The organism is Microbacterium hibisci, assembly GCF_015278255.1.
GTDB classification, from domain to species: domain Bacteria; phylum Actinomycetota; class Actinomycetes; order Actinomycetales; family Microbacteriaceae; genus Microbacterium; species Microbacterium hibisci.
The window spans coordinates 34,204-59,066 of the sequence record NZ_JADIJC010000006.1 but is presented as its reverse complement, the minus strand read 5'-3'; the positions used below and the strand labels follow the sequence as shown (position 1 = coordinate 59,066).

17 protein-coding genes are annotated in these 24,863 nt (G+C 70.1%); 7 read left to right on the top strand and 10 right to left on the bottom strand.

What is annotated here, in order from left to right:
* Positions 1-103 precede the first annotated feature (103 nt).
* Positions 104-1,447: an ion channel protein gene (locus tag IM770_RS12310; protein ID WP_203581447.1), complete on the top strand. Its 1,344-nt coding sequence runs from the start codon at positions 104-106 to the stop codon at positions 1,445-1,447.
* Here IM770_RS12310 and IM770_RS12305 read toward each other — a convergent pair.
* Together IM770_RS12305 and IM770_RS12300 are read right to left on the bottom strand one after the other, a co-directional pair.
* Positions 1,436-2,560, bottom strand: coding sequence for a DUF998 domain-containing protein (locus IM770_RS12305; protein ID WP_203581446.1), 1,125 nt, complete (start codon positions 2,558-2,560; stop codon positions 1,436-1,438). The two genes, IM770_RS12310 and IM770_RS12305, sit on opposite strands and share 12 nt — an antisense overlap.
* Before the next feature lie 43 nt (positions 2,561-2,603).
* A complete protein-coding gene (locus tag IM770_RS12300) occupies positions 2,604-3,698 on the bottom strand; it encodes an AI-2E family transporter (RefSeq protein WP_307785449.1) in 1,095 nt (364 codons plus the stop codon).
* Between the two features lie 54 nt (positions 3,699-3,752).
* Between IM770_RS12300 and IM770_RS12295 the strand changes: the two genes are divergently transcribed.
* The gene (locus IM770_RS12295) at positions 3,753-5,150 is read left to right on the top strand and encodes a DUF2252 domain-containing protein (RefSeq protein ID WP_203581444.1); all 1,398 of its coding nucleotides are present in this window, start codon (positions 3,753-3,755) and stop codon (positions 5,148-5,150) included.
* 198 nt (positions 5,151-5,348) lie between these two features.
* A complete protein-coding gene (locus tag IM770_RS12290) occupies positions 5,349-8,699 on the top strand; it encodes a DUF5979 domain-containing protein (protein WP_203581443.1) in 3,351 nt (1,116 codons plus the stop codon).
* Positions 8,700-8,796: 97 nt separating this feature from the next.
* On the opposite strand, the gene IM770_RS12285 is transcribed toward IM770_RS12290, so the two are convergent.
* From IM770_RS12285 to IM770_RS12275, 3 genes are all read right to left on the bottom strand, one after another.
* Positions 8,797-10,434 (bottom strand): fucose isomerase, encoded by a 1,638-nt coding sequence (locus IM770_RS12285; RefSeq protein WP_203581442.1) that lies wholly within the window; start codon positions 10,432-10,434, stop codon positions 8,797-8,799.
* Positions 10,431-13,028 carry a GH116 family glycosyl-hydrolase gene (locus IM770_RS12280; RefSeq protein WP_203581441.1) on the bottom strand — a complete coding sequence of 866 codons (2,598 nt, stop codon included), beginning with the start codon at positions 13,026-13,028 and terminating at the stop codon, positions 10,431-10,433. Before IM770_RS12280 ends, IM770_RS12285 begins: the two co-directional genes overlap by 4 nt.
* Before the next feature lie 226 nt (positions 13,029-13,254).
* Positions 13,255-14,244, bottom strand: coding sequence for a LacI family DNA-binding transcriptional regulator (locus IM770_RS12275; protein ID WP_203581440.1), 990 nt, complete (start codon positions 14,242-14,244; stop codon positions 13,255-13,257).
* A 126-nt stretch (positions 14,245-14,370) separates the two neighbouring features.
* On the opposite strand from IM770_RS12275, the gene IM770_RS12270 reads away from it, so the two are divergent.
* Complete coding sequence (locus tag IM770_RS12270) at positions 14,371-15,522, top strand: glycoside hydrolase family 172 protein (protein WP_203581439.1); 1,152 nt, start codon at positions 14,371-14,373, stop codon at positions 15,520-15,522.
* A gap of 10 nt (positions 15,523-15,532) precedes the next feature.
* Positions 15,533-16,717, top strand: coding sequence for a fumarylacetoacetate hydrolase family protein (locus IM770_RS12265; protein ID WP_307785448.1), 1,185 nt, complete (start codon positions 15,533-15,535; stop codon positions 16,715-16,717).
* Here IM770_RS12265 and IM770_RS12260 read toward each other — a convergent pair.
* A complete protein-coding gene (locus IM770_RS12260) occupies positions 16,714-17,616 on the bottom strand; it encodes an SMP-30/gluconolactonase/LRE family protein (RefSeq protein WP_203581437.1) in 903 nt (300 codons plus the stop codon). The two genes, IM770_RS12265 and IM770_RS12260, sit on opposite strands and share 4 nt — an antisense overlap.
* A 106-nt stretch (positions 17,617-17,722) precedes the next feature.
* Between IM770_RS12260 and IM770_RS12255 the strand changes: the two genes are divergently transcribed.
* Both IM770_RS12255 and IM770_RS12250 read left to right on the top strand, forming a co-directional pair.
* A complete protein-coding gene (locus IM770_RS12255; protein WP_203581436.1) occupies positions 17,723-18,916 on the top strand; it encodes a glycoside hydrolase family 183 protein in 1,194 nt (397 codons plus the stop codon).
* 64 nt (positions 18,917-18,980) lie between these two features.
* Positions 18,981-20,105: a Gfo/Idh/MocA family protein gene (locus IM770_RS12250; RefSeq protein ID WP_203581435.1), complete on the top strand. Its 1,125-nt coding sequence runs from the start codon at positions 18,981-18,983 to the stop codon at positions 20,103-20,105.
* Positions 20,106-20,137: 32 nt separating this feature from the next.
* Here IM770_RS12250 and IM770_RS12245 read toward each other — a convergent pair whose 3' ends face one another.
* From IM770_RS12245 to IM770_RS12230, 4 genes are all read right to left on the bottom strand, one after another.
* Positions 20,138-20,743, bottom strand: coding sequence for a DEAD/DEAH box helicase family protein (locus IM770_RS12245; protein ID WP_203581434.1), 606 nt, complete (start codon positions 20,741-20,743; stop codon positions 20,138-20,140).
* A gap of 85 nt (positions 20,744-20,828) precedes the next feature.
* A complete protein-coding gene (locus IM770_RS12240; protein ID WP_203581433.1) occupies positions 20,829-22,871 on the bottom strand; it encodes a DUF5005 domain-containing protein in 2,043 nt (680 codons plus the stop codon).
* Positions 22,872-23,006: 135 nt separating this feature from the next.
* Positions 23,007-23,828, bottom strand: a complete 822-nt coding sequence (locus IM770_RS12235) for a carbohydrate ABC transporter permease (RefSeq protein WP_203581432.1) — start codon at positions 23,826-23,828, stop codon at positions 23,007-23,009.
* Between the two features lie 18 nt (positions 23,829-23,846).
* On the bottom strand, positions 23,847-24,845 hold the full coding sequence (locus IM770_RS12230) for a carbohydrate ABC transporter permease (RefSeq protein ID WP_239066151.1): 999 nt from the start codon (positions 24,843-24,845) through the stop codon (positions 23,847-23,849).
* Positions 24,846-24,863: the final 18 nt, after the last annotated feature.

Here is a 24,863-nt window from a genome sequence, read left to right as displayed (position 1 = left end):
CGCGCGCGGCGATCGCATCGCCCTGGGCGCGGACGCGGGCGGCGTGTGACGGTCGCGACGCGCATCCTCGCCGGCTGGGCGTCCGCACCGCTATCGTGTGGCCATGCCCGGCCCTTCCGCCGCCTCGCCCGAGCCCGCCACTCCCCCGGGTCCGCAGCTCACCGTCCGCACGCTGCTGCTCCTGTCGATCCCGGCGATCCTGATCGGCGTGCTGTCGGCGCTGTCGCTGCGGCTGCTCGACCTCATCGCCGATCAGCTCGACGGCGTGCTCTGGACCAGCCTTCCCGGTTCCCTCGGCATCGCCTCCGACTCGCCGTGGTGGATCTTCGCGGTGCTCACGGTCACCGGCATCGCGGTCGGTCTCGTGGTGTGGCTGGTTCCGGGCCACGCCGGCCCCGACTCGGCGACGACGGAGCTCGCGTCCACGCCGCTGCCGCTGTCGGTGCTGCCCGGTCTCGCGATCGTCCTGATCCTCGGCCTCGCCGGCGGTGTCAGCCTCGGGCCGGAGAACCCCATCATCGCGATCAACGTCTCGCTGGCCGTGGCGCTCGTCGCCCGCCTGTCGAAGGCGGTGCCCGCCCAGCTGATCGGCGCGCTGGCGATCTCTGCCACGATCGGCGCCCTGTTCGGAACGCCCGTGGCGGCGGCGCTGGTCTTCACCGGCATGGTGGGCGAGTTCAAGATGGGCGGCTCGCTCTGGGACAAGCTGTTCCTTCCGCTCGTCGCGGCGGGTGCCGGCTCGGTGACGACGTTCCTCGTCGGCGGCGGCTTCGGAGCGGACGCGCCGTTCGATCCCTACGGCGCGCCGCAGCCGTTCGACCTCCTGCTGGGCGCCGTGGTCGCGTGCGCCGCCGCGGCCTTCGGCCTGATCGGCATCTATCTCTTCCCGCTCGTGCACCGCGCGTTCCACGCGTTGCGGCATCCGCTCCTCTTCACCGCCCTCGGCGGCGTCGTGCTCGGCGCGCTCGGCGCGATCGGCGGCCCGATCACCCTCTTCAAGGGGCTCGAGCAGAGCGAGCAGCTCCTCGCCGACCCCGGCGACTACGCACCCGGCGAGCTCACCGTGATCCTGCTCGTGAAGCTCGCGGCGCTCGTCGTCGCGGCATCGGCGGGGTTCCGCGGCGGTCGCATCTTCCCCGCGGTGTTCCTCGGCGTGGCGGCCGGTCTGCTCGGCGGCGCGCTGCTGCCCGGGCTGCCGCTCTCGCTGGCGGTCGCGTGCGGCATCCTCGGCGTGGTGCTCGCGATCGCCCGCGACGGCTGGGTCGCGCTGTTCGTCGCCGTGGCCCTGGTGGACGACGTGACCGTGCTGCCGATGCTGTGCATCATCGTGCTGCCGGCGTGGCTCCTCGTCACGAAAGCGCGCGAGATGCTCATCACGCCCGCCGACCTCGCCCGCGAGCGGCCACCGGCCGCCCTCCCCTGGGACCGCGCGGAGTCAGCGCGCTGACGGTGCGGCCGCGGGCGCAGCGCGCTCATCGAGCTGCAGCGCCGCCGCGTTGCGGATGAACAGCACGATCCAGGTGAACACGAGGATGCCGGCGACCAGCTCGACGGCCGTCAGCGTGTAGTACTCCAGGAAGAAGAACACGGTCAGCAGCAGCGTGACCGCGAGGAACAGCCAGCCGAGGACGACGAACGCGCGCGGGATGCCGGTGATCCACTTCGGCAGCGCGATCACGAGCACTCCGAACGCGACCACCATGCCCGACGCGACGCCGGTGTGGAGTGCGAAGAAGTCGTCGACCGGGAAAACCCCGACGAGGGCGAGGAACACACCGACCACGATGAGCGTCACGCGCACCCGGCCGACGCCCTTGGGGTTGGCCGTCGGGATGCCGCGGGTCGAGTAGCGCGCCAGCGTGGTCACGAGGAAGCCGGCGACGATGATCGTGATGTTGAACGCGAAGGCCGAGACGTTCGACGACATGCCGAGGGCGCTCAGGTTGTCCTTCCACCAGTTCGGGTCGCTCGCGGTGAGCATGCTCGCGACCACGCCGAAGACCAGGAAGACGGCGAGCACCACGGCCAGCAGCTGCAGGTCCATGTGCGTCGCCGAGTAGAACGCGAGATACCCCGACATCGCCGCGGTGGCACCCGAGAGCACCAGCACCGGCACGGCGAAGACCTCGGCGCCGATGAACGCCTGCTCGAGGATCACCGCGAGGAGCGTCCAGCCGAGGAGCGCGATGACGCCGTGCGCGAAGGCCAGCGCCGCGATGTCGATGTAGTCCAACGCGCCGAGTCGGCGATGCGCGCCGTGGCGATGCACCACCCAGCGGCCCGCGACGACCGCGACGAAGGCGACGACGCCGGAGGCGATGGCCGCGAACTGGCCGACTGAGCCGGGACCCGAGATCGGCGCCGCCTGGAACCCGAAGGCCACCAACGCCACGAGCGCGACGACGACGAACGCGATCGCACCGACGCCGAGCGCGAGCGACTCGAGGGAGCGCTCGCTCGACGCGTCGAGGATGGGCGGTGTGGCGGGCGCGGTCCGAGTGTCCGGCACAGGTGCCGGCTGCGGCTCGGGCGCCGGCTGGTCGAGCGAGGTCTGGGTCATGTCTGCCTCCGGGAGGGCATCGGCGAGGGTGGTGAGGGTGACGTCAGGGGTGCGGGAGGTATTCGCGTGCGGCGGCGGCGGGCGTCGCGGTGCGGTCGCCCGACAGCCATCGCAGCCACAGCGCGCCGGGGTCGCCCTCGAGGACGAGCGCCCGCACGAACAGCGTGAGGGGAATGGAGAGGATCGCGCCGAGCGGGCCGATCACGAACGTCCAGAAGATCACCGAGAAGAAGCTCAGCGTCAGGCTCAGATCGACCGCGTCGCTGACGAACTTGGGCTGCACCAGCACCTGCAGCACGACGTTGACCACGCAGTAGATCGCGATGACGGCGAGGAGCAGCGGCCAGCCCCCCACGACGAACGCGAGCACCGCCGGCGGGATGAGGCCGAGCACGAAGCCGATGTTAGGGATGAAGTTGGTCACGAACGCGAGCACCGCCCACACGATCGGCGCCGGCACCCCGAGCGCCCACAGCGCGAGGCCGTCGATGATGGCCACGACCGCGCCGAAGGAGGCGTTGACGACGTAATAGCGACGGATGCCGGTGTTCAGGCGTCCGATCCGCGCCAGCACCGGTCGGCGCCCGCGGCCGAAGACCCGCTCCGCATCGCGGTACCGGGCGGCGTCGGCCGCCGTGAAGATGATGTACGAGACGACGAAGAACAGCGCCGTCAGGATCGCGACCGCCGTGCCGCCCAGTCGGGAGACGAATCCGAGGATCGTCTGCGGGTCGAGACCCTCGGCTGCGGCATCCCGTGCCTCCTGATCGAGCCCGACCGACTGCGCCCACGCGAGCAGATCGTCGAGACTGCCACGCAGCTTGTCGAGGTAGTCGGCGACGAGCTGGGCGAACTGGACGCCGGCGACCCACAGCAGCAGGCCCATCACGAGGAGCACCAGGTACGCGAGCAGGATGACCGCCGTGGTGCCCGTCCAGCGCGGCCAGCCGCGGCGCTCGAAGGGCCGGCGGACCGGCTCGCAGATCACCACGAGCACGATCGCCAGAGCGAGCGGGCCGACGAGCTCGCGCGCGAAATAGACGCCCGCGAGGACGATCACCGAGGACGCCAGCACGAGCAGGATGCGCAGACTCGGCGAAAGCGCAGGCGGCGGAGCGGGTGGCGCGGCTCGGGTCACGGCGTCAGGGTACCGCTCTTCCGGGCGGGAGCCAGGCAGTGCCACACTGAGCCCATGTCTACGACTGCCGACTCGCCGATCGGGCGCACCTGGACACCGCTCCCGTCCCATGCCGACCACGTCGCCGAGGGCCGCGAAGCTCGTGCGCGCAACCCTCGCGAGACTCTGGCGGAGCTGCCCACCAACGATCGTGATCCCATGGGCATCCTCGACGCACAGGACGCCGAGCGGGTACCCGAGCTGGTTCCCCTGCGCACCGAGCGCATGGCCGCCAGCGCCTTCGCGTTCTACCGGGGGACGGCCGCCCTGATGGCGGCAGACCTGTCGCGCTCGCCCAGCAGCGGCATTGCGGTGGGGTCGTGCGGCGACGCCCACGTGTCGAACTTCGGGTTGTACGCCTCGCCCCAACGCACGCTCGTGTTCGACCTCAACGACTTCGACGAGTCCGCGTGGGCGCCGTGGGAGTGGGATGTCAAGCGGCTCGTCACGAGCATCGTCATCGCCGGGCAGTCGACAGGGCGTGCCGATTCCGTGGTGCGCGAGGCGTCGCTGGACGCGGTCCGCGTCTACGCTCGCGCGCTCGGCGCGGGGGCCAAGCGCAGCCCGCTCAAGCGCTATTACGACCGCTTCGACGCGCTGGCGGCCGAACGGGCGGTCGACGCCGACACCCGCGCCGCGATCGACTCCGCCGTCAAGGAGGCGGAGAAGCGCACCGGTGCCCGCGCCGCGAAGAAGATGACGCAGCTCGACGACGACGGCCGGGTGGTCTTCGTCGAGGCTCCGCCGACGATGACGCACATCGACGCGGAGTACGAGGAGCGGGTGCTGCGCGTCTTCGACCAGTACCTGCAGTCGGCGAACATCGACATCCGAGCCCTGCTCCAGAAGTACCGGCTCTCCGACATCGCGATGCGCGTGGTGGGCGTGGGCAGCGTCGGCACGCGCTGCTTCGTGATCTCGATGCAGGACGGCGATGACGGGGTGCTGCTGCTGCAGGGCAAGGAGGCCGGCCGGAGCGTGCTCATCGAGCACGGCAAGGCGGAGCAGCCCGAAGCCGTCGCGCGCTTCATCGACGAGTTCGGGGACGGTGGGCGGGTCGTCGGCATGCAGCGCATCCTGCAGGCGGTTTCCGACCCGTTCCTCGGCTTCGTGCGCCGTACGACGTACGGCGCCCAGCGCGACTTCTATGTCCGGCAGTTCCGCGACAAGAAGGGCGGGTTCGACATGGACGCCCTCGACGACTCGGCCTTCCTCTGGTACGCCGACGCGTGCGCGGCGACGCTGGCCCGCGCGCACGGTCAGTCGCCGCTGGCGGGGGCGGCGTCGGGGTATCTCGGTGGAGGCCGTGTCGCCGGCGAGGCGATCCTGGAATGGTCGTACGCCTACGCCGACCTCTCGCGCGCGGACTGGGAGCTGTTCCGCACGCACCGCGGAGTGGATGCCGCAACCTGACGCCGTCTCACCCGCCTGGGCCCGCAACGCCGGCGGGACGCAGCACGACGCGGGGCGCTCCGACCGGACAATTCGCTGCCCGGCGGCCGGTGGGAGCGCTCTCGAAACGTTTCTGGGCTGTTTCCGAGGCGTGTGATGTACTGGACGAGCCGACCACGGCTTCTGCCGTCCTCCCCGTCGGCAGGGGGAGTTCAGAACGTGACTGGAACGGATCGCCCGCGTCTGCGGCGATGGACCGCCGCGCTCACTGCGGCCCTGCTCGCCGCCACGGGTGCCGTGGCCGTCGGAGCCATCGCCCCGCCTCCGGCAGCGGCGGCCTACCCCGAGTCGGTCAACCCGTTCGCGATCGCGGGCGGGTTCACGGTGTACGCGCGGGAGAACGCCCTCCTGCAGAACCAGGAGACCGAGGGCAGCATCGCCGTCGGCGGCACCGCGACCGTGCAGGGCAGCAGCGGGCAGTACACGATCATCCATGTGTCGGCCGGCACCGGCGACTACGATCTGCCGACGGTCGACGGCGACCCGACGCGGTTCCTCGTCGGCCAGTACAGCACCGAGAGCACCGGGATCCTCGCCATCACGAGCGCGGGCACCACGGATCCCGCCCTGTGGGGCGACCTCAAGATGGTGCAGCGCGACGGCGGATGGCAGGCCTTCGCGCGGTCGGACTGGCTGCGGCTGAACCAGAACCCTGCCGACGTGGATCAGACCCCGCTCATCGACGCGACCCACCAGCAGTATCCTGCGAATGCCGCACCCCCATCCGGCTCGGTCGGCAACGGCAGCATCTACACCGCCGACACGTCTGCGACCGCCGTGGCCGACTACGTCGAAGCCAACCGTCAGGCGTCGTGGGACGAGGCGAGCAGCTGCTTCGACGACATCGCCGACCCCACGACGGGCGTCGGCTACCCGGTCGGGATCGCGGAGGATGCCGGCGACCGCATCGTGCTCGCCCCGCTCAGCCCGGATCAGCCGAATGTCGTCGACTACGCCGACATCGCGGGCGCGTCGCTCATCCAGTTCTCACCCGGGCCGACCCCCGGCGTGTCCAACCCGCTCGTCATCCGGGTGCCCGCCGGCACGACCGAGGTGATCGGGGCACGGGCGGATCCGCAGGGCGTCCACTCTCCCTACATCGTGTGGGACCTGTCGCAGCTGACCGGCGACGTCAGCGTCGTCGCCGGGCAAGCACGCATCGACGGCTCGATCTACGCGCCGAACGCCTCGGTGACCGTGAACGCCGCTCCGCTGGACGGGCAGGTGATCGGCCAGAACGTGACCATCCAGGGCGGCGAGGTGCACTCGTTCCTGTTCGCAGGTGAGATCTCCTGCAACGACGCCAGCGGCACGTTCACGATCCGCAAGGAGCTCTCGGGCATCGAAGCGGGCGATCTGCCCGACGGCAGCACGTTCACGGTCAACTACCGCGCGGTCGACCCCGACGGAAACGTCTTCGTCGGCACGCTCGAAGTTCCCGCAGACGGCACGCCCGTCGCCGCGGGCGAGAGGTTCCCGGTCGGCACCGAGGTGACCTTCGCGGAGATCACGCCCGAGACGGTGCCCGGATGGGAGTGGGGCGAGGCCTCGATCACGCCGAATCCGCTCGTCGTGGGCACCGGCACCGCACAGGTCGTCGTGACGAACACCGCCACCGAGCTGACCGGCACGTTCAGCGTGTCCAAGTCCGTGGAGGGCCCGCCGGGAACGGAGCTGCCCGTGCTGGAGGGCACCGTGCCGGTGACGTGGACGGCGTGGCTGGGCGACGCTCAGATCGGCGCCGGGACGATGGACGTCCCGCTCGACGGCACCCCTGCCGTTCCGCTCGACGACGCCGGCGAGCCTCTCTCGTTCCCCGTCGGCACCCGCATCATCCTCGACGAGAACCTCGACGGCATCGCTCCGCCGCCCGGCTACGACTGGAGCGGCATCGGGTGGGACCCGGGGCGCACCTTCCTCATCACGGAGGCTGACGCGACCGTGGCCGTGGAGCTCACGAACATCGTCACCCCGGTCGATGACGGGCGGACCATCACGATCGTGAAGTCGGCGGCCGGAGCCGCCGCCGACCCGCGATTCGGATACGCGGTCAGCTACAACGGCAACCCCCCGGGCGCCCGGCCGGAACTCACCCTGCCCGTCGGCGAACCCCAGGTGATCGACGACCTCGAGACCGGCGCGCAGACGCTCGAGCTCGCGGAGCTCCCGCCGACGCTCGACGGGGAGCCCGTCGCCGCCCCCGGTGACTGGACGCCCCCGGTGTTCCAGGTGACGATCGACGGCGAGACCACGTCGTACGAGCCGGGCGCGTTCGGCGAGATCGTGAGCATCCCGCTTCCCGAGGACACCACCGCCGACATCGAGATCGAGGTCGTCAACGTCCTCAAGGAAGGCACCTTCACCATCTCGAAGGAGTTCGACGGCATCCCTTCGAGCGACGTGCCGCCGGGCCTCGAGTTCACCGTGTCGTGGACCGCCTACTTCCCCACCGCCCCCGACGACGTGGTCGCCGAAGGGGTTCTCCGCCTCCCCGGCAACGGCGATCCGGTCGGCCCCGTCGACGCGGCCGGAGAGCCGCTGCTCTTCCCGTACGGCACCGTGATCGTCTACGAGGAGCAGAGCGCACCGACGCCGGCGCACATCTCATGGCTGCGCGCCGCATTCGACCTCGAGCAGCTGACGATCGGCCAGGACGACCAGGCGGTCGTGCATGCGACGCTGACGAACGACGCGTCACTGCTCAGCGGCACCTTCCTCGTGCGCAAGGATCTCTCGGGCATCGATCCGGGGCAGCTGACGCCGGGCGCCTCGTTCACGATCGCCTACGTCGCCCACCTGCCGAGCCGCGACGTGCTGGTCGGTCAGTTCGAGCTGCCCGCCGACGGCACGCCTGCGGGCCCCGTGGACCAACAGGGCCTCCCGATGTCGTTCCCCATCGGCACGGTGGTCAGCATGCTGGAGGAGGAGCCCGACCCGTCGGCGTTGCCGGAGGGCTACGAGTGGAGCGAGACGACGTGGAGTCCGGGCAACTCGGTCGAGATCGGGCTGGGTGAGACCCCGGTCCTGGAGGTCACCAACTCGGTGGTCGCACTGACCCGCTGGGCGGTGACGAAGGTCGTCGACGGTGACGGTGCCTCCACGCTGCCTGCGGCGACCACGTTCCCGCTGGACTGGTGGCGTGACGGCGAAGCGCAGCCGCGTGTCGAGCTCGTGCCCGGCCAGCCTGTCTACTCGCCCTACTTCCCCGTCGGGACGATCCTCGAGGTCCAGGAGGGTCCGCTTCCCGCGCTCCCGGGCGTGACATGGGAGGACCCGGTGTGGGTCGTCGACGGTGAGACGCTCACCCCCGAGGACGACGGTCGGGTCGTCCTTCCCATGACCGTCTCTCGCGACCCCCAGGTCGCACAGCTGACCCTCACGAACACCCTCGATGCCGACCCGCTGCCGGCGACCGGTGGCGGAGCGATGTCGCCGCTGGTGCCGCTCGGCGCGGTCGGGCTCATCGCGCTCGGCGCGCTGCTGGCGGTGCGCCGACCCCGCCGGGCCTGACCACCCGCCGCTCGGGACGACACGAGAGGGAGGGGCGGCTTCCGTCCCCTCCCTCTCTGATCTCACGTCACGTGAGCCGGCGTGCTCCGCGAGCGGCTCAGAGGCCGTCGACGCGGCCGACGAGGTTGACCTTGATCCCCATGCGGTCGAGCATCGCGGCCTTGGCGAGGAGCGCCTTGTCGGCCGTCCCGGCATCCGGCGCGTAGACGAGCTGCGCGTGGTTGGCCTTGTGGCGGGCCATGAACTGGTCGCGTGTGACCTCGTGCAGCACGACGTGGGCGATGGGCCACTCGGGGTTGGTCGCGTCCTTGCGCCGCTGCGTCTCCTCGGCGGGCAGCTCGATCACCGTGCCGCGGAAGATGTCGGCCTGGAGGATGCCCTCGGCGATGAACACCCGCGAGATGACGACCTCGCCGGGCCTCGAGACGCCGTTGATCGTCGACCCGCCGGCGGGGAAGAACACCGGGCCCTGGCGCCACCCCTCCGCCTTGTCCCAGCCGCCGAGGTGCGACGCGGGCACCGAGCCCGAGATCTCATAGACCCACACGAACTGCCCGTCGTAGTCCTCGCCCCACCGCACGTCGTGGAGGGTGTTGTCGGGCACGAGTCCCATCGCCGTCCAGACGCGGTCCGTGACGAGCGCGTCCACCGCGACGCCCTCGTCGGCCTCGTTGAAGTGGGGGAACGCGCGACCGGCGAACAGCTCCCGCGACCCGTCGCGTGAGAGCACGGGCGGCCGCTCGGTCGTGTTCAGCACACCCTCGGCGAGATCGGATGCCGGCACCAGATCCTTCAGTCCCTGCTGGTACTGGATGCCCACGGCGTCCAGGCCGAAGTCGTCGGCGATGCGCAGTGCGGCGATGTACATCTTCATCTGCCAGCGCACCTGCGCCTCGGTCAGCTCGGTGGCCTCGTCGGTGCCGAACCGGAACGTCATGCCGCGATCGACCAGCCAGTCGCGGGCGGCGTCGGCCTCGGCATCCGTCACTGTCAGCATCTCGGCATACAGGGCGGACTGCGACAGGCGCTCCTTGTAGATGCCTGTCGTGTTCAGCAGCTCGTCGTCGAAGATGGCGTTGTACATGCCCATGCAGCCCTCGTCGAAGACGCCGATGATGGCCTTCTCGGTCCGCAGCTGGTCGCCGAGCGCGCGCCCGAGTTCGACCTCCGGGGTCTGGTGCAGCTCCGGGAGCGGACGCACGTGCGAGGCATCGTGCGTGATGCGACCGGTCTCGGTCCATTCCTTGAGGCCGTCCCGGAACCAGTCGTCGGTGAAGTCGACCGACCAGATGGAGGAGTACTCCTTGCCCATCTTGGTCATGCCCGCGTTGAGGCCGAGGAGACCCACGAGACCGGGCCAGTCGCCGGCGAAGTTCGCCACGGTGAGGATCGGCCCCTCGTGCGTGCGCAGGCCCGCGAGCACATGGTGCGAGTACTGCCAGACGGCCTCGGCGACGATCAGCGGCGCGTCGGCCGGGATCGTCTTGAACACCTCGAGTCCCATGCGCTGGCTCGAGATGAACCCGTGCCCGGTGTCGGGGTCGACGTCGTTCGCGCGGATCACCTGCCAGCCGAGCTCGTTCAGCACCCCGGTGACGCCCGCCTCGAGCTCGACCTGGGTCGGCCAGCCGGCCGCGTTGGCCGACTCGCGCAGGTCGCCCGACGCGATGAGGTACGCCGTGTTGGGCGGGGCGGTGCGCCGGTCGCGCACGGGCGGAAGGGTGTAGCCGGTCATGGGATCTCCTGTGGTGAGTGGTCGGCGACTGCGGCGTCCGGGCGTGCGGTCACGCTCTCGCCGGCGATCAGGGTGAGGGTCTCGGGTGTCGGGAGGGCGAGCTCGCGGCCGCGCAGCCGCAGATGGTCGACCTGAAGCCGACCGCCGTCGACGTGGAGCGTGAGCTCGTCGCCGTCGATCGCGACGCGGCCCCACGCCTCGCCGGCCGTGAACAGCCCGCGAAAGGGCGCATCCTCGGCGGGATCGAACGAGAGCGTTCGGGCCGGGGCGTCCCACTGCGCGCCGCTGAAGGCGAGAAGCAGGCTCCACGACGCGAGCGAGCGGGCGTAGTGGTTGCCGCATTCGATCTCGTTCCAGGGACTGCGGAATTCACCGTCGTATCGCGCCCGCAGCGTGCGTTCGATCGTGAGCGCGTCGTGCACGAGGCCGGCATAGACGAGGGATGCCGCGACCTGGTGCTCGATGCCGGTCCAGACCTCGTCGGAGTAGACGAAGGGGATCGCGGGCCTGCCACCACGCGGCCACGACGCCAGCAGGAGCCCGCCTTCGTCGTTCAGCGCGTAGACCCGCTGCGTGCTCTCGTGGGCCGTGAGGTGGGGCCGGTGGTTGTGCGCGACGACGGCGCCGAGCGCACTGCGAAGACGATCGCGGGGCAGCAGGTCGCCGAGGCCGTTGACCCACGCGTGGAACTGTCCGAGGAGCTGATCCGACAGGACGCCGTCGCCGTACTGGTAGCGGTGCGCGTCGACATCGTCGATCACCTGCCGGTAGTACTCGCCGTTCCACAGCCGCTCGTCCATGCCGGCGGCCGCCGAGTCGGCCCGATCGAGCCACTCGGCGGCACGGGCGGTGTCTCCGAGGTGCGCCGCCATGCGCGCACCCGCTCGGAGCGCCGCGACGAACATGCCGTTGGCGAGCGGGTCGATCCCGTGGAACTCGATGTCGTAGGTGTTGTGCAGCTCGCCGTCGAGCAGCCCGTCGCCGTCGCGATCCCACTCGCGGATCGCGTGCTCGAGCGTTCGCACGGCCGCCGGCCACAGCTCGCGGAGGAATGCGTCGTCGCCCGAGAACCGCCACTCGCGGTGCAGGCGCAGGAACGTGCCGAGCTGGCCGTCGACCGCCGGGCCCATGAACCACGCCTCGCCGCCGAACACGCGGTTGCTGCGGAACTTCTGCGCGCCGTCGGCATCCGTCTCGAGCAGGAACTCCACCCGGCGCGCGCTGCGCTCGAGCGAGGGGAACAGCCATGCGACGGTCTGCGCGTACGACCACACGTGCGTGCACGTGCCTTCGCACGACCCGCCGTGGTCGAACGACCCTTCCCACGCAGCGAACACCGGTCCCTCCCCCAGCTCGGGGTTGGGCGTCTCGACGACGAACGCCGTCGTCGACCGGACGGCCGCGATGTTCGCGCCGACCGCGTCAGCGACGGCGGGGTCGAGGGTGCCGCCGTACAGCGCCTCGACGAAGGCGAGCGTGGTCGCCTCGAGCGCCGGCAGCTCGCGATGGAGATGGGATGCCGCGGCCCACGCATCCGGCCACAGCGCGGCGTAGCGATTGCGCACCGTGCCCTCGTCGGCGCGGCCGTCGGCCACGATGTGCCCGCGCCACGAGCGGTGGCGATTCGGGAAGCTCCACGCCAGCACGAACTCGAAGTCGCGGCTCTCGCCCGGGGCGAGCTCGCGCACGATCCCGAGCGAACCGGTGCGCAGGCGCGGCAGTCGCTCGAACAGCTCGTCCTCGCGCATCGGACCGTCGGCGGCCGAGTCGGCGAAGAGGCCGCGCGGCCGGTCCTCGAGCGTGAGGCGGGGCTCGGCGTCGAGGAGTCCGTCGTCGGCGAGGTCGTTCCAGAACAGGCGCGGGCCGTCCGGCCAGAAGCCCGTCACCCACTGCGGCTTCGCGGTGGTCGAGGCATCCGTCGTCGTCAGGCTCAGCGTGCCGTATCCCAGATCGTCTTCCGGAAGACGGATGCCGAAGTCCAGGCCTCGCACGCCCGCGCGGGCCTCGTCGAGTTCCTCGCGCCACCGCACGGTCTGCTGCGCGCGCATGCCGAACGGCCCGTCGCCGCGACCGGCGGTGTGGCTGACGCTGCCCACCACGGTGACGCGAACGCGCCGATCGCCCGGGTTCGTCACTCGATACCGCAGGACCGCAGCCGGGATCCCCGACGCGTCGGGGTCGAGCGGCACGAACGGCGTGAACGCGCGCAGTGACACGTCGACCGGGAGCACGTCGTCGTCGAAGTCGATGTCGACGACCGGGTACTCGCCGTGCATCGTCGCCGCCCGCAGCCGCGGCAGGCCCGCCTGACGCTCGAACGGGAAGCCGGCATCGAGGTCGCGGCGGCCGGTGACCCCCGCCTCCAGCACCCGCGTGACCGATTCGCGGCCCTCGGGTGCCGCGTGGATCGCGAAGAACGAGTACGGGTTCACCCGGCCCTTGTCGGGGAGGTTCTCCAGCTCCCAGTCCCGCAGCTCGCCGCGGGCTCCGAGCGACACGTTGCCGGTGCCGATCCCGCCCAGCGGAAACGCCGCACGCTCGGCCGTGTGCGGAACGCCGCGCGCGCGGCGGCGGGTCGTGGATCGTTCGGTCATGACAACGGGTTTCCGACTCGGGCCGCGGAGCCATCGATCATCGGGGCGACCTGAGCCGCCGTGCCGGCGACGGCACCGAGCGCGCAGCGGACGGTCATCGGATCCTCCTCGATCACGAGTACGCGGGGCCGCGGATCAGCCCGTGCGAACGCAACCACTGTAGACGAAATCGATTTCATCATCAACCGAGCGATATCCACTCCAGGGTGAAACCAGACTCGGCGGGTCAGCCGCGACCGGGGGCCCGCGCGGGCTGGACCTCATTGCGGAGCACCACCGTGCGCGCCGGCTGGTCGTCGCCGTTGATGCGCTCGAGAAGCATCTTCGCCGCGGTCACTCCCATGTGCCGTGCGGGGAGCCGGACCACGGTGACCGCGGTCGGGGTGAGCGTGGTGAAGGGAAGCGAGCCGACGACGGCCACGCCGATCTTCGGGGGTGTGAGGCCGTGCTCGGTGAGCACCTGGATCGCGCCGACGCCGAGCAGGTTGTTGCCGGCCACCACCGCATCGGGGGGCTCGGGCAGGGCGAGCAGCTCCTCCATCACTTCACGGCCCCCGTCGACGCGGAACGTCGAGTATCGCAGCAGCTCCTCGGGGTCGCGCTCGGGGAAGTGGCGCGCGAGGACGGAACGCCATCCCTGTGCGCGCTCGTATGCCGTCTCGATGTGCTGAGGGCCGGTGATGCACGCGATCCGGCGGTAGCCGGCCTGCACGAGGTTCTCAGTGGCTGCCTGACCCGCGGTGCGGTTCGCCATCACCACGCCGTCGATGTCGTAACCCGTCCCCCGGTCGACGGCGACGACGGGCCGCCCGGTCGCGAGCAGCTCGTCGAGGTTGGTATGGTCCGACGCCGCGGCCAGGATGACGCCCGCCATGTGCTCCGAGATCGCGATCTGGAGATAGGTCGCCTCCTTGTCGATCTGGGAATCCGTGTTGCACAGCACGACCGAGTAGCCGGCCTGTGAGGCGACGTCTTCGACGCCGCGGGCCATCTCCGTGAAGTAGGGGTTCTCGATGTCGGGGATCACGAGGGCGATGACCTCGGAGGCCTGACGGCGGAGCGTGCGCGCCGTGCGGTTGGGGGTGAACTTGAGTTCGCGTGCGGCATCGCGCACGGCGGCGGCCTTCTCGATGGACACGCCCATGCCGTTGAACACGCGCGACACCGTCGCCGGCGATACACCGGCGAGCTTCGCGACCTCGTAGATTGTCGCCATTCGGTCTCCCGGCTCACTGCGCCGGCCCGCGTTGACATTGCCGGTGGAGCAACCATACAGTGTTGAAATCGATTGCAACAGAGAGGCGCAATACTGCGTCTCCAGACACGAGGATGTGCCGCTGCCATGACCACGCCGCTGACGAACCCCGACCTGTCGTCGATCTCGGCACTGCGTCGACTCCAGACGCGTTCGATCTCTCCGGAGAACTTCGACGGGTCGGTGGGCGGCGGAGGCCGCGCGACGGAAGGGACCGGAGCTGCCTGCGCCCGCGACCTCGGCCCGGGCTGGAAGATCTCGCCCAGCGTCGACGTCAAAGCGGGTGAGACGTTCGACCTCGCGAACATCGAGGGCGCCGGAAAGATCACGCACATCTGGATCACGACCCACACCGACAACTGGCGCACGCTGGTCCTCCGCGCCTACTGGGACGGAGCCGACGAGCCGGCGGTCGAGGTGCCGTACGGTGACTTCTTCTGCAACGCGTGGGGCGTGTTCGCCCAGGTCAACTCGCAGGTGATCGCAGCCAATCCCCACGGCGGGTTCAACTCGTACTGGCCGATGCCGTTCCGCGACGGCGCGCGCCTGACGATCGAGAACACCTCAGTGGTCGACGTGCGGGTGTACTTCCAGGTGACGTACGAGATCGGCGGTGACTACTCGGAAGACGGCTACTTCCACGCGCAGTGGCGCCGCTCGAACCCGCTGGACGAGCTGGTGCCTCACACCATCGTCGAGGGCATCGAGGGCCATGGTCAGTACGTCGGCACCTACATCGCGTGGGGGGTGAACTCCAACGGCTGGTGGGGCGAGGGCGAGATCAAGTTCTACCTCGACGACGACACCGACTACCCGACGATCTGCGGCACAGGCACGGAGGACTACTTCGGCGGCGCGTGGAACTTCGACGTCCCCGGCAACGGGTACACCGAGTTCTCCACGCCCTACCTCGGCATGCCCCAGGTCATCCGACCGGACGGCCTCTACGTCTCGCAGCAGCGCTTCGGCATGTACCGCTGGCACCTCCTCGACCCGATCTACTTCTCGAAGGGCATCCCGAAGGTCGACATCCAGGCGCTCGGCTGGCGCAGCGGCTGGCGCTACCTGCCCCTCCGCGACGACATCGCCTCGACGGCGCTGTTCTACCTCGACCGGCCCACTGCCCGCCGGCCGAAGACCCCCACTGCCGACGACATGGAGGTGCACCTAGGCACCGCCCCGGTGCCCGATATCGGCGCCTCGCCATCGCGCCCGCCTCGTGATGAGGACGCGGGATAGCCTGACACCCGTGACCGCCGCCTGGCCCCCGCACGACCTGTCTCTGCTTCCCGCCCACGCCGGGGCCCGACTCGTCGGCCGCGCGTGGATGCCGGACCGCGGCCCGACCGTCGTGACGGTGCGGGACGGCGCGGTCGTCGACGTGGGCGGCACCATCGCGACCGTCCGCGACCTCACGGAGCACCGGCATCCCGTCGCCCTTCTCTCAGCCACCGAAGGAGCGGTGCTGGGCACCGTCGAGGAGCTCGCGGCGAACACGCCGCCCGACGACCGGGATCCCCAGCGCCCCTGGCTGCTGTCGCCGGTGGATCTCCACGTGGTCAAGGCCGCGGGCGTCACCTTCGCCGTCTCGCTCCTCGAGCGAATCATCGAAGAGCGCGCACACGGCGATCCCGCGGCAGCGGTCCGGATCCGCGGCGAGGTCGAAGACGTCGTCGGAGCGACGATCGGCGCAGTCCGACCGGGCTCCGAGGAGGCCGCGCGCCTCAAGGACGACTTCGTCCTGCGAGGGTGGTGGAGCCAGTACCTCGAGGTCGGAATCGGTCCCGACGCCGAGATCTTCACGAAGGCGCCGGTGCTCTCGACGGTCGGACCACTCGTCGACGTGGGCGTGCTCGGCTCGTCCGAGTGGAGCAACCCCGAGCCGGAGGTGGTGCTGGCCGTCTCCTCCCGAGGGACCGTCGTCGGAGCCACCATCGGCAACGACGTCAATCTGCGTGACATCGAGGGCCGCAGCGCGCTCCTCCTCGGCCGCGCGAAGGACAACAACGCTTCGGCCGCACTCGGTCCGTTCATCCGCTTGTTCGACGAGGGGTTCTCGCTCGACGACGTGGCGGCCGCCGAGGTCTCGCTCACGATCGAGGGCGTGGACGGGTTCCGTCTCGACGACCGCAGCGACATGGCGCAGCTGACGCGGGACCCGCGCGATCTCGTCGCGCAGACGATCGGCAGCCACCACGCCTACCCCGACGGCTTCGTCCTCTACCTCGGGACGATGTTCTCCCCCACCGCCGACCGCGACGCGCCGGGGTCGGGCTTCACCCATCACGCCGACGACGTCGTGACGATCTCCACGCCCACCCTCGGCGCGCTCGTCAACCGGGTGCGGCCCGCGCACCTCGTGGAGCCGTGGAGCTTCGGCATCGCGGATCTGTTCCGCTCGCTGCAAGACCGCGACGGCGCCCGCAGTCGCTAGACCGCCCGCGCCGCACCGCGGACGGTCGTCCGCAGGACATAGAGGCTCGTCGTGGCCGTGATGTACATCACGTTGCGCTTGGCGCCTCCGAACTCGAGGTTGGCCACCTTTTCGGGCAACGGGATCCGCCCGATGAGCGTGCCATCCGGCGCGTGGCAGCGCACGCCGTCGGCCGCCGCCACCCAGAGTCGGCCCTGCGTGTCGATGCGGATGCCGTCGTACACGACGTCGGCCTCCGCGATCTTCACCGGCTGGTCGGCCACCCCCTCCTCTCCGACCGGCGCCCGCCAGATCGCCGGCGTGCCGCTGTCGGTGATGTACACGGCGCGCCCGCCGTCGCCGAAGGCGATGCCGTTCGGCTGGTCCAGCTCGTCGAACTCGAGCGAGATGCCACCGCCTTCGCCCGCGACCCGGTACACGCCCCGCACGGGCTGCTCAGGCTCCGCCTCGTCGCCTTCGTAGTCGCTGACGATGCCGTACGTCGGATCGGTGAACCACACCGCCCCGTCCGGATGCACCGCGACGTCGTTCGGGCTGTTGAGCCGCCTCCCGTCGAACGCATCAGCGACGACCCGCGTCGTGCCGTCGTGCTCGAGCCGAGCGACCCGTCGCCCGCCGTGCTCGCACCAGACGAACCGGCCATGGGCGTCGACCGTCCGCCCGTTCGCATAGCCGGAGGCGTCGTCGAACACGTCCACCCTGCGGGTCCGCTCGTCGTAGCGCAGCACGCGCTCGTTCGGGATGTCGCTGAAGAGCAGGAAGCGGTGAGCCGGATGGTACGCCGGACCCTCGAGCCAGCGACCGCCGTCGAATGCGCACTCCACATAGTGATCGCCTGCGACGTCGGCGAACCTCTCGTCGAGCGCCTCGTAGACCGCGGGCAATCGGTCGCCTGCCATATCGTGCACCTCCATGTCCGCCGGCCCGACTCGCGTTGACGTCGGGCTCCTTCGAATCATAGGCTTGAAATCGATTGCAAGCCGCCGCTCGAAGGAGAGCCAGCCCGTGCGCCATTCTGTGCCCCACCCCGCCGCAGCGCTTCTCCTCGTGCTCGCGGTCGGCCTCGCCGGCTGCGCGGGCGGCGACCCCTCAGCCCCGCACGGCGAGTTCCCCGACGCGCTGGCGGGTGCGACCCTGCAGGCGCGCACCGCCGACGCCGTGACCGCGATCGGCGTCTCGGACGGCGACCTCTGGCCCAGCTGCTGGTCCGACGACGACGCGCTGTACACGGCCAACGGCGACGGTTCCGGCTTCGGCAACGAGTTCTCCGACATCGTGGTGAACCGGGTGACCGGTTCGCCGTCAGACCCCGACGGGCTGGAGGGAGAGGCGCTCGCCCTGGGCGATGCGGTCGGGCAGGTCTGGTCGGGAGACGGCTTCACCCGCAAGCCGACCGGGATGCTGTGCGCCGGCGGCGCGCTCTACCTCGCGGTGCAGGATCTGCGACTCGACTTCAATGAAGCGCCAGCCGCCACCATCGCGCGCAGCGACGACCACGGACGGACGTGGACCTGGGACGCCGAGGCCCCGATGTTCGACGACGGCGTCTTCACCACGATCTGGTTCGCGGACTACGGCAAGGACAACGAGCGCACGCCCGAGCCGGGCTACGCCTACGCGTACGGCCTGGACGGAAACTGGCGGGATTCGTTCGACGACTCGGTCGCCGATCCGACGGAGCTGTTCCTCGCGCGCGTGCCGTTGGAGATGGTTCAGGATGCCTCGACCTGGGAGTTCTACGCCGGAGACCCGGGCGACGCCGAACCGACCTGGACGGACGACATCGCCCGCAAACGGCCGGTGCTGGTGGACGACCGCGTGCTCTACCCTTCCCAGGAATCGGGGGCGGACGGGCAGACCGTCGGCGCGCACAACCTCAGCGTCGTCTCCCAGGGCGGCGTCACCTACCTGCCGAAGCTCGACACCTACCTCTACACGTCGTGGACCGAGCTGACCTTCGAGTTCTACGAGTCGCCGACGCCGTGGGGACCGTGGACGCTCTTCGCCTCGGAGGACTTCGGACCGTACCCGTGGACGGACGAGCGCTTCGGAGGCTACGCCACGACGATCCCCTCGAAGTTCGTCTCGGACGACGACCTCACGATGTGGGTGCAGTCGAACGTCTGCCCGTGCGCGGACGCCGGCATGTCGTCGTACTGGTTCGGACTGCGCCTGCTCGAGCTGAAGCCGGCCGGCTGATGCCGCGTTCACCGCACGGCATCTGCTTCCGCCGCCGATCGCTGCACCGCGGAGGGGAGTCGTCGTGATCGAGGTGCTCGTCGTCGGCGCCGGCTTCGGCCGCGACTTCCTCCCGCTGTACGAGCGGCACCCCGAGGTGTCGGCCGTCGGGCTCGTGGAGCCCGACGGCGCCCGCCGCCGCGCGATCGCCGACGCCTTCGGCGCCGACGCCGACTACGCGTCGCTCGATGACGCGCTGGCCACCGGGCGCTGGGATGCGGTGCACCTGCTGTCGCCGGTGCGGTTCCACGTCGATCAGACGCTCGCCGTGCTGACATCTGGCCGCTCCTGCGCAAGTGCTGTTCCGATGGCGACGACTCTCGACGGCATCGATCGGGTGACGGATGCCGCAGCCGCCGCAGCCGGCCGCTACATGATGATGGAGACCACGCTCTATCAGCGGGAGTATCTGCACGCTCTGCACCTGCGCGACTCGGGCGCCCTCGGCAGGCTCACCTATCTGAGCGGCGCCCACATGCAGGATCTCGACGGCTTCCCGCCCTACTGGATGGGCTATGCGCCCATGCAGTACGCCACGCACATCGTCGCACCGCTGCTCGGCCTCGCGGACGCCCGCGCGGAAGCGGTGGTGTGCTTCGGCTCCGGCGAGCTGCTCCCCGCCCATCGCGGGGAGGGCGGCAACCCGTACCCGCTCGAATCGGCGCTGTTCCGCCTCGACACCCCCTCGCCCCTCAGCGCGCAGGTGACGCTCTCGTTCTTCGAGAACGCCCGGGCGTACACCGAGGGCTTCAACGTCTACGGCGACCGCGGCGCGATCGAGTGGCCGTCGATCGAGGGGGGCCCGGCCGTCGTCTACACCGCCGGGCCGCAGGACGGCGCCCATCGCGGGCGCCCCGTCGCCCGCGATGAGGTGGAGGTTCCCGACCGCGCCGAACACCTTCCCGACGCGCTGCGTCGCTTCACGCGCGCCGGACGGTACGCGCCTCCGGGAGGGCGGCCCGAGCTCGAGTACCACGCGTGGCACGGGGGCTCGCACCCGCACCTCGTGCACGAGTTCGTCCGCGCCGTGGTCGACGACCGCGAGGCCGCGCTCGGGCCCGCGCGCGCGGCATCCGTCACCGCCCCCGGCATCGTGGCGCACGAGTCGGCGTTGCAGGGTGGGCGGATGCTCGAGATCCCGCGCTACTGACGGGGGTGCCGGCCGCCCGATCCGCGCTCCCATCATCCGGCGGTTCGACACCGGCGCGCGAGGCGCGCCCGCGCCCACGCCTCCACCAGGTCGGCTGCGTCGACCGCGCTGACGTCGTCGGTGTCGATGATGCGCGCGTCCCAGCGGGGATCCCCCGCCGACCAGGATTCCCAGCGATCCCAGCGCATCCGGGCCGACGTCTCCACCACCCGGATGACCTCGGGATGGTGCGCCGGGTCGCGGGTGTGCTCGAGGAGCCACTCGCCGAACCGGGCGTGATGCACGAGCGTCTCCTCCGGCTCTCCCCGCTCACGCAGACGGGCGCTGCGAACGTCCGGCGAACAGTGCAGCAGGCACACCGCGACCCCGTCGATCCGCTCCGTCGACGGCGCGGCCAGCAGTTCCCCCAGGGCCACCTGACCGAAGAGCAGGAGGTGCACACCCTGAGCCTGCAGGTCCGCGGCGTGCGAGACCCACTCTTCGACCGAGGCGTGCCGCCATGCCGTATCGGCGCCCTCGGGCACGCCGATGGCGTCGAACTCCGCACAGACCACGGGCTGTCGCCAGTCCACGGTGGTGAGTTTCGCGAGGACGGTGGACTTCCCCGCCCCACTGGCTCCGGTCACCAGCAGAAGCACGGCCTGGGCTCCTTCCTCATGCGCCGGGACGGCGGACGCGCCGGCTGGTGCCGCAGCACCGGCCGGCGCGCCCGGTCGCCGCGACCTACGGCTTGGTGGGCTTGCCCGGCTTTTCAGGCTTTCCCGGCTTGTCGGGGAACTCCGGCCGAGGTGGCCGCGGGTCGTAGTGCACCGCGGTCAGCGTGAGGACGCATCCCTCGCACGACGTGAGGATCGCGCGATCCGCCGACGCGGTCGTGGTCACCACCAGCTGGGAGTCCGTGCGCGACGCATCGCGCCGCACCGTCGCCGCGAACGACAGCTCGAGGGTCTCCCCCGCCGGGATCGCCCCCGTCCAGCGCAGCGTGGTGCCGTCCAGCACGGGTGCGCCGATCGAGGAGCGCAGCGAGGCGGGATCGAGCGTCGCGTCGTCCACGAGTCCCGCGAGGTCGACGGCGAGCGCGGCGCCTTCGGCCGACGCGCTGTCGGTGGACGCGCGCACGGTGTACGTCACCGCGTCGTCGCGCACGACCTCCGTGCCCGCGACGGGGTCGGACGTCACCGCCACTGACAGACCCGGCAGCTGCTCTTTCGCCTTGACGAGCGACAGGTCGTCGATCTGCACCCAGCGGTCGCCGTTGAGATGCGTCCCGACGAAGGCCTGCACCTGGGTGCGGTCGCCGCTGTGGAAGGTGACCGAGTACCTCGTGTAGGCGCCCACCTCCTCGAACGCGGTCTCGCCGATCGTCGCTCCGCCGGCGCCGAGCTCGCGCACGCCGATCGACCCCGGGGCCGGTGTTCCGCCGGTGACCACGAACGCGGTGAAGGTGTAGGTGGTGTTCGGCTCGACCGCGACGTCCTGGTGGACGTCGATCCAGCCGACGTTGCTGCGCATCCATCCCTGCTTCGTGCCGCCGTGCGCCCACGCGTGGTTGATGTCGATCCCGCAGTTGCCCGTGCACGCCCAGGGGGCGGGCATGGCGCCGCTCACGGCCCGTTCGAATCCGGGGTCCTGGATGAGATTCGGATTGACGACCGTGCCGCTCTCGTCGATCTCCGCGCGCAGCAGGTACACGTTGTACGGCTCCCACTGCGACAGTGCGAGGTAGAGCTCGCCGTCCTCCGACCAGGGGTGCATGTACCCGCCGTAGAGTCCCGGGAAGTCGGCGAAGCTCGCCAGGCGCTGCCGGTCGCTCCACGGCCCCTCCGGAGACGACGCCGTGCGCAGCACGAGGTCGAGGTTCTCGTCGAGGTAGGTCATCAGCCACCCGCCGGTGTAGTCGCTGTATTGCACCGACAGCTCTGCGACGTTCGGCGGCACGATCGGGGCCGCCGCCGTCTCGTCCGCACCCCAGGTCGAGCCGTTCCAGTACGTGTACGCCGCCTTGTCGAGCACCTGCGCCTCGGGGACGCGGGCGACGTGCGCCGCACCGAACCGCCCGTTGGGGGTGCCGAACATGTAGACCCAGCCGTCGTGCCGGTCGAAGGCGACCATCTGGAACGGGTGCTGTCCGTCGGCGGTGTTGGTCCACTGCGGGCCGTCGGTCGAGTTCCACGTCTCGCCGTTGTCGTCCGAGAAGGCGATGCGGCTGAAGTTGGTGTCCCACTTTCCGGGCTCGCCCCACTGGCGCACTGACATGAACGCCAGGTACTGACGTGAGCCCACCGCGATGCCCGCGGTGGGGATCGTCGTCATCTCCTGGCCGTTGATCTTGAGCGAGGGGATGATCTCGCCCGCGTGGCCCGGCGCGTCCTCGACGGCGGAGTCGAACGCCATGCCGTCGGAGAGATCCGTGTCGGAGCTGCGCAGCAGCACGTTCGAGCGCCAGTCGCCGCCGCCGCCGCCCGGCCCGCTCCAATCGCCGAACGTGTCGCCGAAGGCGGTGAGGATCTCGCCCTGGCCGTTGTCCCACATGATGCCGAGATCGGTGCCCGTGACGCGCCACCGGGTGCCGGTCGCGCTCGTGGACTTGGGGCCGGTCATCTTGGCGACCACTGCGGCCGGCGAGTGGTCGGGCGGGAACGCCGCCGCCGCGGTGGCCTCCGTGCCGGCGGTCGAGGCCGTAGCCGCGCCCGCGGGCAGGATCGCCCCGAGAACGAGGGCACCTATCGCGGCCACAGCCGCGGAGTTGGTTCGTAGTCGTCGCATCCTTGCGCCTTTCCTGTCGTCCCCGTGGTCAGGGGAGGTCCTGTGCGAGGGTCTCTTGCGCGGCGCCGCGGTGCGGCCCGGTTCCTTCCACGCGCCGGACGGTGTCGGGGGGGCAACCCGCGACGGCGCACCGCCCTACTTCATCCCGGCAAGACGGACGCCGTTGACGATGTAGCGCTGGAAGATCAGCACGAGCAGGATCGTCGGCAGCGCCGCGAGTGCCGATCCGGCCATGAGCAGGCCCCACTCGTTGCCGCGGTCCGACCGGAAGTTCGCGAGGTACTGCATGATCTGGGTCAGCGCCGGATCCTGGATCGTGAGGATCGGCCACACGTAGGCGTTCCAGTACGCGAGGAACGACCCGACGCCCACGACCACGAACGGACCCTGCGACTGCGGCAGGAAGATCGTCCAGAAGATCTTCCACCGGCTGGCGCCGTCGATCAGGGCGGCCTCTTCGATGGCGACCGGGGTGTTCAGGTAGAACTGCCGGATGAAGAACATCTGGGCGGCCGACGCGACGCCCGGGATGATCAGCACCGCGAGCGTGTTGAGCATCCCCAGGTTCGACACCACGACGAACGAGGTGAGCAGGATCGCCATGCCGGGCACGAACATCGGGGTGATGCAGTAGGCCCACCACAGCTTCTTGCCCCGGAAGTCCAGACGCGCGAAGGCGTAGGCGGCGAAGGAGTTCACCGCCAGGCTCAGCACCGTGAAGATGACGGCGCCGACGAACGTGATGAACATGGCCTGCATGAACGCGGGGTCCTGCAGGATCTGCGCGTAGTTCTGCCAGATCCAGATGTCGGGGAAGAACTGGAACGGGGTGCGCAGCACCTCGTTCTTGCCCTTGAAGCCCGCGATGATCATCCACGCCAGCGGGAGCATCGTGCTGACGACGATCAGGACGCCGAGCGTCCACTTGACGATGCGGCTTCCGAGCGACTCTCTCATGTGTCCGTGTTCCTGGTTCTAGCCGTCGATCGCCTTGTCGGAGTTGATGAGCCTGAAGATCAGCACGCTCACCGTTCCGAGGACGAAGAAGAGGATCAGCGCCGCCGTGAGCGAGAAGCTGGTCGCGTACGGCGTCGGGTCCTTGAAGGTGTTGAAGATGAAGAGGTTGGGGGTCATGGTCGCGTTCGTCGGGCCGCCGCCGGTCATGATCAGCGGGAGCTCGAACTGCTGCAGCGCGCCGATGGTGGCCGTGACCAGGAGGTAGACCAGGACGTTCTTCATGAGGGGGATCGTGATGAAGTACGTGCGCTGGAAGTAGTTGGCGCCTTCGAGCTGGGCCGCCTCGTAATAGCTCTCCGGGATGTCGTACATGCCGGCCAGCATGATGAGCGTCGTGACGCCGAAGGCGAGCCAGATGCCGGGGATCGAGATGGCCGGGAGGGCGAGGCTCGGATCGGACAGGAAGGCGTAGGGCCCGAGGCCGACGAAGCTCAGCAGCCAGTTCACGATGCCGCCGTCGGAGCGGTACATGAACACGAAGATGATCGAGGCGACGACCGCGGAGACGACCGTGGGGACGTACACCGTGGTCTTGAGCAGGCCGGCGAGCTTGATGCCGCAGGTGCGGATGAGACTCGCGATCAGGAAGGCGAGGATCATCATCGCCGGCACGACGTACAGGGCGTACTGGGCGCCGATCCAGATCGAGTGCCAGAAGTCCGGGTCCTCGAGGACGTACTGGTAGAACTGCAGCCCGACGAAGACCGGGTCCGCATAGAAGCTGATCTCGAATGTCGACAGGTAGAAGGAGTACACCAGCGGCCAGAAGACGAAGATCCCGAGCAGGACCACCATCGGCGCGATCATCAGATACGCCGTGCGATTGTCCATCAGGTGCTTCGCGACGCGCACACGCTCTTTGCGGCCCCGGCGCCCCTTCTTGGACTCGGGCTCGCTCTCCAGCGCCAGGCTCGCGGCCTGGCTGAGGTGCGCCGTGTTCTGCGGCGACATCGTCATGGTGGTCTCCTTCAACGC